The sequence below is a fragment of the Martelella sp. UBA3392 genome, assembly GCF_002358775.1.
Lineage (GTDB): Bacteria > Pseudomonadota > Alphaproteobacteria > Rhizobiales > Rhizobiaceae > Martelella > Martelella mediterranea.
The window spans coordinates 1-11,571 of sequence record NZ_DEPM01000208.1 but is presented as its reverse complement, the minus strand read 5'-3'; the positions used below and the strand labels follow the sequence as shown (position 1 = coordinate 11,571).

Below are 11,571 nucleotides of genomic sequence, written 5' to 3'. Positions count from 1 at the left end.
GCGATTCCCCTGCCCTTGAGGGGGGAGATTGTTTGCTGCCAAGCCCATACATCTTCAATGTCAGCAACAGACGGCGTACACCACGATCCATCTGCGACACCGTATAATCTGGCGAAGCCTTGTTTGCGTTGTTATATGACAACCGACAACGACAACAATGGAAAGACTGCCGATGTCAGAAATGCATGCCGCTTGGCCGGACAAACACCCCAGCGTCGCCTTCGGCAAGGTCGGCGTCCTGCTCGTCAATCTCGGCACGCCGGACGGCACCGACAAGGCTTCGATGCGGCGCTATCTTGAGGAGTTCCTGAAGGACAAGCGCGTGATCGAATGGCCGCGGGCGCTGTGGTATCCGATCCTCTACGGCATCGTTCTGAACCGCCGCCCGGCCAAGGTCGGCGAGGCCTACAAGCTGATCTGGAACAACGAGCTGGATGAGAGCTATCTGCGCACCTATACCCGCAGCCAGGCCGAAAAGCTCGCCGCGCAGTACGCGGACACGCCGAACCTCGTGATCGACTGGGCGATGCGCTACGGCCAGCCGTCGATCCCCGCGCGGATCGAGGCGCTGAAGGCGGCCGGCTGCGAGCGTATCCTGATTTACCCGCTCTATCCGCAATATGCCGCCTCGACCACGGCGACGGTCAATGACAAGGCGTTCGAGGCCCTGCTCGACATGCGCTGGCAACCGGCACTGCGCACCGTGCCGCCCTATCACGACGACCCGGTCTATATCGATGCGCTGGCGAAATCGGTCGAAAACCACCTCGCCACGCTCGACTGGGAGCCGGAACTGATCATCACCTCGTTCCACGGCATTCCGCAGTCCTATTTCAAGAAGGGCGATCCCTATCACTGCCAGTGTCAGAAGACCGCGCGTCTGTTGCGCGAGCGGCTCGGGCTTTCCAAGGACAGGCTGATGATCACCTTCCAGTCCCGTTTCGGGCCGGAGGAATGGCTGCAGCCCTATACCGACAAGACCGTCGAGGCGCTGCCGAAAAAGGGCATCAAGCGGATCGCGGTGATGAATCCCGGCTTTGTCTCCGACTGTCTGGAGACGCTGGAGGAAATCGGCGAGCAGGCCCGCGAAAGCTTCATGGAGCATGGCGGCGAGAAATTCACCCATATTCCCTGTCTCAACGACAGCGACGAGGGCATGCGGGTGATCGACCACGTGGTTGCGCGCGAGCTGTCGGGCTGGGTAAATTGAATAACAGCCGGAGAAACCGGCCGAAGGAGGAAACGACATGGAAGCACTGACAGGATTTTCCATCACGATCATCATACTGGCGGTGCTGATCCTTCTGACGCTGTTCGCCGGGATCAAGACCGTGCCGCAGGGCTATGGCTATACCGTGGAGCGTTTCGGCCGCTACACCCGCACGCTGACGCCGGGCCTCAACCTGATCATCCCGTTCATCGACCGGATCGGCAAGCGCATCAGCATCATGGAACAGGTGCTGGATGTGCCCGAGCAGGAGGTCATCACCCGCGACAATGCCAGCGTCGAGGCCGATGCCGTCTGCTTCTACCAGATCCTCAATCCGGCCTCCGCCGCCTATCAGGTCGCCCATCTGGAGATGGCGGTCCTCAATCTGACCATGACCAATATCCGCTCGGTCATGGGCTCGATGGATCTCGACGAACTGCTCTCCAACCGCGATTCCATCAATGAGCGCCTGCTCCGTGTCGTCGATCTGGCGGTCGAGCCGTGGGGCGTGAAGGTCACGCGCATCGAGATCAAGGATATCCGCCCGCCGGCCGATCTGGTCGAGGCCATGGGCCGGCAGATGAAGGCCGAACGCGAAAAGCGGGCGCAGATCCTCGATGCCGAGGGACACCGCGCCGCCCAGATTCTCCGCGCGGAAGGCTCCAAGCAATCCGCCATTCTGGAAGCCGAGGGCGAGCGCGAGGCCGCCTACCGCGAGGCCGAGGCCCGCGAACGGCTGGCCGAGGCCGAGGCCAACGCGACCCGCTCGGTCTCCACGGCGATCGCCGAAGGAGACGTCACCGCGATCAACTACTTCGTGGCGCAGAAATATACCGAAGCCATGGCGGCTATCGGCACCTCGACGAATTCCAAGATCGTACTGATGCCGATGGAGGCTTCTTCCCTCATCGGTTCGCTGGGCGGCATCGGCCAGATCGCCAAGGAAGTCTTCGGTGGTGATGACGGCGGCAAGGCGGCAGCAACGCCGCCGCCCCACCGCTCGACCCCATCGGTGCGCCCGCCGCGCTCCAGCAAGGAAAGCTGACGGCGATGGAGCTGCTCGTCTTCTTCGCCGAGTCCGGTCCCTGGGGCTGGTTCATTGTTGGCCTCTTGCTGCTGGTGGCCGAACTGATCGTGCCGGGCGTGTTCCTGATCTGGGTCGGGATTGCGGCCCTGATCCTTGGCCTGTTGTCGCTGCCCTTCCAGGGCTTCGGCTTCTGGGTCTGGCAGTTGCAGCTTGTGCTCTTCGCCGTGCTCGCCTTCGTGAGCATCCTCGTCGGGCGGCGGGTGCTTTCGCGCCGGGACACGACCTCCGACCAGCCGCTGCTGAACCAGCGCGCGGCGAGCCTCATCGGCCGCACCGCGATCGTCAGCGAGGCGATCACCAACGGTCGGGGCCGCATCAAACTGGACGACACGACATGGACGGCGGAAGGGCCGGACGCGGCTCAGGGCGCCAAGGTGCGCATCACCGGCAATGACGGCGGCAAGCTGGTTGTGGAACCGGTGTAGAGAAAAGCAGACGCTTGAAGCGCCATAGCGCCCGCTCGGAAAGAACCTAAAAATCCGAAAGCCGCGTCTTAACCGCGCCGAGCGCGCTGACCATGTCGGCGAAGCTCTGGCGCAGGCGGTTTTCCATTTCGCGGCCGATATCGGGATATTCCTCGATCAGACGCAGGAACTGTTCGCGCCGGATCAACAGGAGCTCCGATGGCGCACTGGCGCGGGCGGCGAAACGATGGGGCACGGGGCTGATGAGCGCTGCCTCGGCCAGCAGGCTGCCGGGTCCTGCAATGCCGGCGGAACGCCCGCCCGCCTCAAGATCGAGATGGCCGCTTTCGAGCATATAGGCGCCCGCGCTGTCCTGATCCTCATCAAACAGCCTGTCGCCTGCATCAAGTGAAAGCCGTGCGATGGTGAAGGCGATGAGGCGAAGCTGCTCGGCCGAAAGACCCGAAAAAAGCTCCGCGCGGCGCAGCGTCGCGATGTCGTCAGACAGTGCCATCTCGTCCCCCTTCCCCGAACCGGCAAAGCCGTATCAGGGCACCAGCTTGTAGCCGCCGTTTTCGGTCACCAGAATACGCGCGTTCGACGGATCTTCCTCGATCTTCTGGCGCAGGCGGTAGACATGGGTTTCGAGCGTGTGCGTCGTCACCCCGGAATTATAGCCCCAGACCTCTTCCAGCAGCATGTCGCGGGTTACCACCTTCTGACCGGCGCGGTAAAGATAGCGGATGATCGAGGCTTCCTTTTCGGTGAGCCTGATCTTCTGGCCGTCCGCGGTGTGAAACAGCTTCTGGCCCGGCTTGAACACATAGGGCCCGACATTGAAGGTCGCGTCCTCGCTCTGCTCGTGCTGGCGAAGCTGGGCGCGGATGCGCGCCAGAAGCACGGCGAAGCGGAATGGCTTGGTGACATAGTCGTTTGCACCCGCTTCAAGGCCTAAAATGGTGTCGCTGTCGGTGTCGTGGCCGGTCAGCATGATGATCGGCGCCTTGTAGCCGTTCTTGCGCGCGATCTTCACCGCCTCGCGGCCATCCATGTCCGGCAGGCCGACATCCATGATCAGGAGATCGATCTGTTCCTCGCGCAGCATCTTCAGCGATTTGGCCGCGCAATCGGCGGAGCGGAGAATGAATTCATCGTAAAGCCCGAGCTGTTCCACCAGCGTCTCGCGCAAATCCGCATCGTCATCGACGAGAAGTATCGTCCGCTCTGTCATCCGCACCTGCCCTCTGCCTCGCATCCCCGAAGACCATTGCGATACGCCATGGCCGGGCGTATTGCTATGAAACTATATGATTTCACGCACAAAGCAAAAAAAAGTGAAGAAAACCAGCCGTTCCGCGACGAAAACACGGGGCGTGATCGTGGTGCGCCGCGTGCCGGGCCCCGCCCACCGCGCGATCCTCGCCTTCGGCCCGCTCCGCTTTCGGGCTGCAATCGGCCGGAACGGCATCACGGCCTTCAAGCGCGAGGGCGACGGCAGGACGCCGATCGCGTCAATGGCGCTGCTTTACGGCTATCGCGACCCAAGGCATCGGCAAGGCTGGCCGCATTCCGGATTGCGGATCATGGCGACCAAAGCCGATGACGGCTGGTGCGACGCGCCGGCCTCGCCGAATTATAACCGCCCCGTCCGCCTGCCTTTCGCCGCGAGCCATGAACGCCTGCAACGCGACGACGGCATTTACGACCTCGTGATCGTGATGGACTGGAACATGCGCTCGCGCGCCCGCAATCGTGGTTCCGCCGTGTTCTTCCACCTCGCCCGCCCGGATTTCTCGCCGACCGCCGGCTGCGTGGCGATCGCGCCTGAGGCGATGCGCGTTCTGCTGCCCCATCTGAGGGCGGGTACGCCGCTGAGGGTCATGGGCTGAAGTGGCTCAGATCCGCCCCGGCAGCACACGGTTGGGCGGGCGGTGGCCGTCGAAGAAGGTGCGGATATTGATAATAACCTTGTCGCCCATGTCGATTCGGCTTTCGAGCGTGGCCGAGCCCATATGCGGCAGAAGCACGGCCTTGCCCGCCTTGGCCAACTCGAGAAGCCGCGGATTGATCGCGGGCTCGTTCTCGAACACATCGAGCCCGGCGCCGGCGATGCGGTCCTCCTCCAGGCAACGGATCATCGCCGCCTCGTCGATGACGTCGCCGCGCGCGGTGTTGACGATGTAGGCCTCGGGCCTCAAGAGCGCCAGCCGGCGGGCCGAGATCAGGTGATAGGTCGCCGGCGTCGACGGGCAGTTGACCGACACGATATCGACCCTTGCAAGCATCTGGTCGAGGCTGTCCCAATAGGTCGCCTCCAGCTCCGCCTCGGTCTCCGGATTGACGCGGTTGCGGTTGTGGTAGTTCACCGAAAGCCCGAAGGCCTTGGCGCGGCGCGCGACCGCCGTGCCGATCCGGCCCATGCCGACAATGCCGAGCCGCTTGCCCCAGATGCGCCGTCCGAGCATCCATGTCGGGCTCCAGCCCTGCCAGCTATCCGGCGCGCTGCCGGCCAGAAGCCTGGCCCCCTCGGCAAGCCTGCGCGGCACCGCCAGCACCAGCGCCATGGTCATGTCGGCCGTATCCTCCGTCAGCACATTCGGCGTATTGGTGACGGTGATGCCCTTGCGGGCGGCCGCATCGACATCGACATTGTCGATGCCGTTGGAAAAGCTCGCGATCAGCTTCAGATTCGGGCCGGCCTTGTCGATCAGCGCGGCATCGATCGTATCGGTCAGCGTCGGCACCAGCACGTCGGCGCGGGCCATGGCCTCGGCGAGCCTTTCGCGCGAAAAGGGCCGGTCGTCATGGTTCAGCTCGACGCTGAACAGCTCCCCCATCCGCGCCTCCACCGAAGCGGGCAGCTTGCGGGTGACGACGACGACGGGTTTTCTGGGGTTATTCATCGGTTAACAGCTCATTAATCATGTCGGGCGATAATGCACATAATGAGGGCGCTTTTCCACCTGAAGCGGTTCTTCCCATGACGAAAACCGCTTCGGACACGTAAATCCCTCGTTGAAGGGGCAGGCGCGTGGCCGCAAACCCGCGCGAACAAAACACAACAGGCCGGGAAAACGGCATTCGAAGAGGTCATATGCGTCGTCTGGCAAGATTGCTGATCTGCACATTGCTTGTCTTCGCCATGCTGGAGCCGGCGATGGCGCAGACCGAGCGCAAGGGCGCTTCGGGCGGGCCGCTGCCGCGTTTTGCCATGATCAAGCCGGATCGCGCCCGCATGCGCGTCGGCCCCGGCTTCAACTACGCCACCAAATGGATCTACAAGCGTCCCGGCCTTCCCGTCGAAATCACCGAGGAATACAGCGTCTGGCGGCAGGTGCGCGATGCCGACGGCACCGAGGGCTGGATGCATGTCTCCGTGCTTTCCTCGCAGCGCAACGCCATGATCGCGCCCTGGCTGCGCAGCGCCAACGCGGACGACAAGAACTTTCTGGCGCTGAAGGCCGGCAAGGATGATTCGGCGCGCGATGTCGCAAGCGTGGAACCCGGCGTGATCGTGAATCTTGAAGAATGCGACGGCACCTGGTGCGAGCTCTCGGTCAAGGGCGTCAAGGGCTATATGCACCAGAAGGATATCTGGGGCGTCTATCCCAACGAAGTGTTCAACTGACGCGGCGCAAACCCGTCTGGCCCGGTCAGGCCTCCGGCTTTACCGCCAACACCATGTAGTTGACGTCGGTATCCTTCGAGCGGTTCCAGCTATCGGTCAGCGGGCTGTAGAACACGCCCTGCCGCTCCACGGGCGTCACGCCGGACGCCTTCAGCGGCGTCTCGATTTCCTCCGGGCGGACCAGCTTTTCATACTGGTGGGTTCCGGGCGGCAGCCAGCGCAGCACCCGCTCGGCGGCGAAGATTGCGAGCGCGCCGGCCTTCAGCGTGCGGTTGATGGTGGCGACGAACATCATGCCGCCCGGCTTCACCAGCGAAGCGCAGGTCGTCATGAAGAAATCGACATCGGCGACATGCTCGACCACTTCCATGTTGAGCACGATATCGAAGCTTTCGCCGTCTTCGGCCAGTTGCTCCGCCGTGACGGCGCGGTAGTCCACCGGCACGCCGCTTTCGGCGGCATGGGTGTTGGCGATACCGATATTCTTTTCCGCGGGGTCGATGCCCACGACGCTTGCGCCCATGCGCGCCATCGGCTCCGACAGCAGCCCGCCGCCGCAGCCGACATCGAGCACGCGCAGGCCTTCCAGCGGGCGGGCGGACTTTACGTCACGACCGAAATGGGCGCAGGCCTTCTCGCGGATATAGCTGATGCGCACCGGGTTGAACTTGTGCAGCGGCTTGAACTTTCCGCGCGGATCCCACCACTCGGCCGCCATCTTCGAGAACCACTCGACCTGTGCGTCATCGATCGTCGTCTTGCCGGCAGCCTCGGTCATCGGTTTCTCCAGGGTTGTTTCCCAAGGTTATAGGGGCGAGGGGGCGATGCGGCAAGGCGTGGGCGGGAGACAGATGCGCGCACCTGTCTCCCGCGAAGAGCCGATTTCGGCCGCTTAAGCCCGGATCACGCCGCCCGTCGATTTGCCGACATTGGCGACGATCTTTTTCGTCAGCGTCTCGAAATCCTCGTCCGTCAGCGTGCGCTCGGCGGGCTGGATCGCAACTTCGATGGCCACCGACTTCTTGCCCTCGCCGAGTGACGCGCCCTCGAAGATGTCGAAGACGGTGACACCGGTGATCAGCTTGCGGTCGGCGCCGGCCGCCGCGCGCTCGATCGCGCCGGCTTCCACAGTGCGGTCGACCACGAAGGCGAAGTCGCGGGTGACGGCCTGGAACGGCGACAGCGTCAGCGCCGGCTTGGTGCGGGTCGGCTTCTTCTTCGGCTCCGGCATGGCGTCGATGAAGATCTCGAAGCCGGCCAGCCTGCCGGAGACATCGAGCGCTTCCAGCGCCTTCGGGTGAAACTCGCCGAAATGGCCGAGCACGATCTTCGGACCCATCCTGATGGTGCCGGAGCGGCCGGGATGGTACCAGTCCGGCCCGCCCGAAACGATCTGGACATTGCCCATCGGCAGGCCGCAGGCTTCCAGCACGGCCAGCGCATCGGCCTTGGCGTCGAACACGCCAACCGCGCGGCCGGCGCCGGTGTCGGCGTTCGACCACATCCGGCCGGAACCGGAAAGCGTTGCCGTGCCGCGGCGGATGCCGCCGGCAACCCGGCGCTGGCCCTCCGGCCTGTCATTCTCATAGGTGGCGGCGACCTCGAACAGGGCGACATCGCCATGGCCGATCGCGGCATTGCGCCGGGCGGCCGTGAGCAGGCCGGGCAGCAGCGAGGGGCGCATGTCGGACATATCGGCGGCGATCGGGTTCGACAGCTTCAGCGAAGGCGCGCCGCCGCCGAAGAGCCTCGCCTGATCTTCCGGAATGAAGGACCAGGTGACCGCCTCCAGCATGCCACGCGCTGCAAGCTCGCGGCGCGCGGCGCGCGAGCGGATCTGCAGCGTGGTCAGGATCTTCTCATTGACAGCGCCAGCGGATGGCAACGGCTCCGGCCTGATGTTGTCGACGCCATGGATGCGCATGACCTCTTCCACCAGATCGGCCTTGCCCTCGATATCCGGCCGCCATGACGGCACCGTGACGAACACGCGCTCGCCCGCGCCATCGACGGTGAAACCAAGGCGGGTCAGGATATCGCTGCTCTCGCGCGGCGAGACATCGAGCCCGGTCAGGCGCTTCACCTCGGAGAACGGATAGTCGATCACCTTGGCCTGATAACCGTCATAGCCCTCGACCTTCTTCTCCGCGGCCGTGCCGCCGCAGAGTTCCAGCACCAGTTCGGTGGTGCGCTCCAGGCCGGGAACCATATATTCCGGATCGACGCCGCGCTCGAAGCGATAGCGGGCATCGGTGATGATGCCGAGGTCGCGGCCCGTGCGGGCGATGTTCATCGGGTCCCACAGCGCCGATTCGATCAGCACATCGGTGGTATTCTCGTCGCAGCCGGAGTGCTCGCCGCCCATGATGCCGCCGATCGACTCGACGCCGTTGTCATCGGCGATGACGACATTGTCATGATTCAATTCATACTCGCGCTCATCGAGCGCCAGCAGCGTCTCGCCAGCCTTCGCCCGGCGCACCACGAGCCCGCCCTTGACCTTGGCGGCGTCGAAGACATGCATCGGCCGACCCTGATCGAAGGTCATGTAGTTGGTGATGTCGACCAAAGCGTTGATGGGTCTCAGGCCGATCGCGATCAGGCGCTGCTGCATCCATTTCGGGCTCGGCCCGTTCCTGACGCCGCGCACCAGACGCAGCGCGAAGCCGGGGCAGAGATGCCTGTCTTCCGCCAAAAAATCGAGCGTAAGGCCGACCGGGGTTTCACCCTCGGTCTTGAAAGAGGGCGCGGGCCGCGCCTTCAGCGTGCCGAGGCCGGAAGCGGCCAGATCGCGGGCGATGCCGAAAATGCTGGTGCAATCCGGGCGGTTCGGCGTCAGGTTGATCTCGATGACCGGATCATCGAGCCCGGCATATTCGGCGAAGGAGGCCCCGATCGGCGCATCGTCGGGCAGGTCGATGATGCCGTCGTGATTGTCCGACATGTCGAGCTCTTTTTCCGAGCACATCATGCCGTGGCTCTCGACGCCGCGGATCTTGCCGACCGAGAGCGTGACATCGATGCCCGGCACATAGGTCCCCGGAAGCGCCAGCGCGCCGACAAGCCCGGTGCGCGCATTGGGCGCGCCGCAGACGATCTGAAGCGGCTTGCCGCCATTGACCGCCGGCCCGCCGTCAACCGTCAGCACCCTCAGCCGGTCGGCATCGGGATGCTGCTTCGCCTCGATGACCTTGGCGATGGTGAACGGCCGGTAGGCCGCCTTGTCGTCGACCTCCTCAACCTCAAGCCCGATCGTCGTCAGCCGCTCGCAGATCTCCGCAAGCGAGGCCTCGGTCTCCAGATGGTCCTTCAACCAGGACAGTGTGAATTTCATGATTTTAATCCAATTCGTCTGACAGCATTCGGGAAGAGGAGGTTATAAAATTTCAAGCTTACCCGTTGGGCGTCGAGAAACTTCACGGTAATAGCAATCTTCCTGCATCGACCAGTTCCAGATGACACCAACCTCTCCATGCGCCAACGGAATCCCTTCAATTTCTTGATCCAATGACAATTGGTAGCGTCCTAGCACTGTGGGCGATCTCCTACCAAAAAGCTTAGCGAGGACTTTAACTTCATAGTCTGTGCCAGAGTATGCGAAAGTGTGCTCGGCATCGACCGGATTGAAATGGTGATAGGCAATGTGGCCCGCCGATCCGATAAAGATCCCACTACCGCGCATCAAACCATGTCCTTCATCGTATCCCCACAGCGCAAACTCGAATTCGCCATCGGCATTCTTCACCAAAATAGAAAGCGCCTCGACCACTTGGCCGCGAACACCTTCAGAAAATAGAGCTGCTCTCAACATTATCTTCGGAACAGATTCCTCTTGTCGGTCATCCCACCCAAAATAGAAAATCATCGGCTGTGTGAGAAATACCCTTCCACGCCAAAACTGCGACACCCAAATATGCCCAGCAGAAAGCAACAGTGCCAAGACGGCAATTGCAGGAGTAAGCCACTCTAGCGGTATCGTCGTTTCGTTTATGCTCACCCTTTAGACTCCGCTCAATGCGCTCGCTTTGCCTTTCAGTTTCGGTTGCATGCTGCTTCTGCTTTTCTAACGCCCCCTCTGGGCGTCATCCTCGGGCTTGACCCGGGGATCCAGGTGTTTCCCCGCGACAGGCGTTTGCGCCAGACCCGCAACCTCCGCTCGCGTCGGAGGTGATTGGATGCTCGGGTCAAGCCCGAGCATGACGCAAGTGGTATTTCATCAAGCCACTTCCCTCGGCTCAACCGCGTTCGGATACTTCCACCCACTCAGCATCCCGCGAACGGACAGATCCTCATCGACATCCGGCCAGTGAACGCCATCCAGCATCAGCTCGACATTGTTCCGCTCGGCCGGGCTTGCGGCCAGAAGGCGGGGATACCACCAGAGCGGCGTCACCACTTCGCGATCATCGGCAAGTCGCACATGAACGTGGGCCGGATCGCACCATGCTGCGACCGGTCGCTCATGTTCAGGATATGGATCCGAAGAAGTCATCCCATGCCTCCAGAAACTCGACCTTGTGTTCTTCAACCACGGACAGAATACGCTTCACATCGACGGTATTGAAGCCTTTGCATTCCGCCATCTCGCCGGAATGGAGCCAGACCTTTGCCTTTCCGCCCTGACCGGACGCATGAATATGCGGCGGCTCGCCCATGTCCGAACCGTAGAAATGGAAGCGTATGCCGTATTTCTTCAGAACGGTCGGCATCCCTTCCTCACGTCTCTGCCCCGCGCCTGTATTCACCCAGCGTCTCCACCAGCCGGAACCGCTCGCAGATCAGCTCCATGTCCGGCTCGAAGCCGCCATTGCGGGCGAAATAGGCTTCGTGGCCTTCGCGCCAGTATTCGAGCGACAGGTCGCCTTCGCCCTCGTCGCGCGCGAAGTCCTCGTCGACCTCGTCAAACCGGCGAACCGTCACCTCGGTGGTCTCGATCACGGCAGCGGGCTTGCCGGCGCCGTCCAGCACCACGTCGCGGCGGCCGACTTCCGGCATCGGCTCCTGCGCGTCCTTCACATCCCTGAGCGCGGTGCAGGTCGCCGTCTTCTTGCCGGCAAGCACCAGCGCCAGAAGCTCGTCCTTCAGCGCCGGCGTATCGCCGAACGCGAACTGGACGGCGTCCTTGTAGCGTTCCGGAAGCGCGGTCATGACGACAGGCCGCCGAACAGCGTCGGGATGTCGAGCGGCCGGAAGCCGTAATGGCTCGTCCAGCGCTGGTCAGCGGCGAAGAAGTCGCGCAGGT

14 protein-coding genes are annotated in these 11,571 nt (G+C 62.9%); 5 read left to right on the top strand and 9 right to left on the bottom strand.

Annotation, left to right across the window (positions count from 1 at the left end; all coding sequences use genetic code 11):
- The first annotated feature begins 172 nt into the window (after nucleotides 1–172).
- From hemH to B4E36_RS16310, 3 genes are read left to right on the top strand one after another with little or no spacing between them, the layout of a single operon-like run.
- Nucleotides 173–1,210, top strand: a complete 1,038-nt coding sequence (gene hemH / locus B4E36_RS16320) for a ferrochelatase (RefSeq protein WP_292053897.1) — start codon at nucleotides 173–175, stop codon at nucleotides 1,208–1,210.
- Nucleotides 1,211–1,247: 37 nt separating this feature from the next.
- Entirely contained in the window at nucleotides 1,248–2,255 is a 1,008-nt protein-coding gene (locus tag B4E36_RS16315; RefSeq protein ID WP_292053894.1) for an SPFH domain-containing protein, read from the top strand.
- A gap of 5 nt (nucleotides 2,256–2,260) precedes the next feature.
- Nucleotides 2,261–2,722, top strand: coding sequence for an NfeD family protein (locus tag B4E36_RS16310; protein WP_292053892.1), 462 nt, complete (start codon nucleotides 2,261–2,263; stop codon nucleotides 2,720–2,722).
- Nucleotides 2,723–2,768: 46 nt separating this feature from the next.
- Here B4E36_RS16310 and B4E36_RS16305 read toward each other — a convergent pair whose 3' ends face one another.
- Together B4E36_RS16305 and B4E36_RS16300 are read right to left on the bottom strand one after the other, a co-directional pair.
- Nucleotides 2,769–3,215, bottom strand: coding sequence for a Crp/Fnr family transcriptional regulator (locus B4E36_RS16305; RefSeq protein ID WP_292053890.1), 447 nt, complete (start codon nucleotides 3,213–3,215; stop codon nucleotides 2,769–2,771).
- Nucleotides 3,216–3,248: 33 nt separating this feature from the next.
- On the bottom strand, nucleotides 3,249–3,932 hold the full coding sequence (locus tag B4E36_RS16300) for a response regulator transcription factor (protein WP_292053888.1): 684 nt from the start codon (nucleotides 3,930–3,932) through the stop codon (nucleotides 3,249–3,251).
- 76 nt (nucleotides 3,933–4,008) lie between these two features.
- On the opposite strand from B4E36_RS16300, the gene B4E36_RS16295 reads away from it, so the two are divergent.
- Nucleotides 4,009–4,590 carry a L,D-transpeptidase family protein gene (locus tag B4E36_RS16295; RefSeq protein ID WP_292053885.1) on the top strand — a complete coding sequence of 194 codons (582 nt, stop codon included), beginning with the start codon at nucleotides 4,009–4,011 and terminating at the stop codon, nucleotides 4,588–4,590.
- Between the two features lie 6 nt (nucleotides 4,591–4,596).
- Here B4E36_RS16295 and B4E36_RS16290 read toward each other — a convergent pair whose 3' ends face one another.
- Nucleotides 4,597–5,604 carry a 2-hydroxyacid dehydrogenase gene (locus tag B4E36_RS16290; RefSeq protein WP_292053883.1) on the bottom strand — a complete coding sequence of 336 codons (1,008 nt, stop codon included), beginning with the start codon at nucleotides 5,602–5,604 and terminating at the stop codon, nucleotides 4,597–4,599.
- A gap of 191 nt (nucleotides 5,605–5,795) precedes the next feature.
- On the opposite strand from B4E36_RS16290, the gene B4E36_RS16285 reads away from it, so the two are divergent.
- On the top strand, nucleotides 5,796–6,329 hold the full coding sequence (locus tag B4E36_RS16285; RefSeq protein WP_018067452.1) for an SH3 domain-containing protein: 534 nt from the start codon (nucleotides 5,796–5,798) through the stop codon (nucleotides 6,327–6,329).
- Nucleotides 6,330–6,354: 25 nt separating this feature from the next.
- Here B4E36_RS16285 and ubiG read toward each other — a convergent pair whose 3' ends face one another.
- From ubiG to B4E36_RS16255, 6 genes are all read right to left on the bottom strand, one after another.
- Nucleotides 6,355–7,107, bottom strand: a complete 753-nt coding sequence (ubiG, locus tag B4E36_RS16280; protein ID WP_292053880.1) for a bifunctional 2-polyprenyl-6-hydroxyphenol methylase/3-demethylubiquinol 3-O-methyltransferase UbiG — start codon at nucleotides 7,105–7,107, stop codon at nucleotides 6,355–6,357.
- 114 nt (nucleotides 7,108–7,221) lie between these two features.
- A complete protein-coding gene (gene pheT / locus B4E36_RS16275) occupies nucleotides 7,222–9,663 on the bottom strand; it encodes a phenylalanine--tRNA ligase subunit beta (protein ID WP_292053878.1) in 2,442 nt (813 codons plus the stop codon).
- 42 nt (nucleotides 9,664–9,705) lie between these two features.
- Entirely contained in the window at nucleotides 9,706–10,326 is a 621-nt protein-coding gene (locus tag B4E36_RS16270; RefSeq protein WP_292053876.1) for a hypothetical protein, read from the bottom strand.
- 219 nt (nucleotides 10,327–10,545) lie between these two features.
- A complete protein-coding gene (locus B4E36_RS16265) occupies nucleotides 10,546–10,821 on the bottom strand; it encodes a DUF2442 domain-containing protein (protein ID WP_200335658.1) in 276 nt (91 codons plus the stop codon).
- A complete protein-coding gene (locus B4E36_RS16260) occupies nucleotides 10,796–11,038 on the bottom strand; it encodes a DUF4160 domain-containing protein (protein WP_200335657.1) in 243 nt (80 codons plus the stop codon). The genes B4E36_RS16265 and B4E36_RS16260 overlap by 26 nt, the downstream gene beginning before the upstream one ends.
- 7 nt (nucleotides 11,039–11,045) lie before the next feature.
- Complete coding sequence (locus tag B4E36_RS16255; RefSeq protein ID WP_345900576.1) at nucleotides 11,046–11,477, bottom strand: ASCH domain-containing protein; 432 nt, start codon at nucleotides 11,475–11,477, stop codon at nucleotides 11,046–11,048.
- Nucleotides 11,478–11,571: the final 94 nt, after the last annotated feature.

Excerpts from the sequence above, each read along its gene's own strand:
- hemH (WP_292053897.1), top strand. The coding sequence starts at position 173 with ATGTCAGAAATGCATGCCGCTTGGCCGGACAAACACCCCAGCGTCGCC.
- B4E36_RS16315 (WP_292053894.1), top strand. The coding sequence starts at position 1,248 with ATGGAAGCACTGACAGGATTTTCCATCACGATCATCATACTGGCGGTG.
- B4E36_RS16310 (WP_292053892.1), top strand. The coding sequence starts at position 2,261 with ATGGAGCTGCTCGTCTTCTTCGCCGAGTCCGGTCCCTGGGGCTGGTTC.
- B4E36_RS16305 (WP_292053890.1), bottom strand. The coding sequence starts at position 3,215 with ATGGCACTGTCTGACGACATCGCGACGCTGCGCCGCGCGGAGCTTTTT.
- B4E36_RS16300 (WP_292053888.1), bottom strand. The coding sequence starts at position 3,932 with ATGACAGAGCGGACGATACTTCTCGTCGATGACGATGCGGATTTGCGC.
- B4E36_RS16295 (WP_292053885.1), top strand. The coding sequence starts at position 4,009 with ATGATTTCACGCACAAAGCAAAAAAAAGTGAAGAAAACCAGCCGTTCC.
- B4E36_RS16290 (WP_292053883.1), bottom strand. The coding sequence starts at position 5,604 with ATGAATAACCCCAGAAAACCCGTCGTCGTCGTCACCCGCAAGCTGCCC.
- B4E36_RS16285 (WP_018067452.1), top strand. The coding sequence starts at position 5,796 with ATGCGTCGTCTGGCAAGATTGCTGATCTGCACATTGCTTGTCTTCGCC.
- ubiG (WP_292053880.1), bottom strand. The coding sequence starts at position 7,107 with ATGACCGAGGCTGCCGGCAAGACGACGATCGATGACGCACAGGTCGAG.
- pheT (WP_292053878.1), bottom strand. The coding sequence starts at position 9,663 with ATGAAATTCACACTGTCCTGGTTGAAGGACCATCTGGAGACCGAGGCC.
- B4E36_RS16265 (WP_200335658.1), bottom strand. The coding sequence starts at position 10,821 with ATGACTTCTTCGGATCCATATCCTGAACATGAGCGACCGGTCGCAGCA.
- B4E36_RS16260 (WP_200335657.1), bottom strand. The coding sequence starts at position 11,038 with ATGCCGACCGTTCTGAAGAAATACGGCATACGCTTCCATTTCTACGGT.
- B4E36_RS16255 (WP_345900576.1), bottom strand. The coding sequence starts at position 11,477 with ATGACCGCGCTTCCGGAACGCTACAAGGACGCCGTCCAGTTCGCGTTC.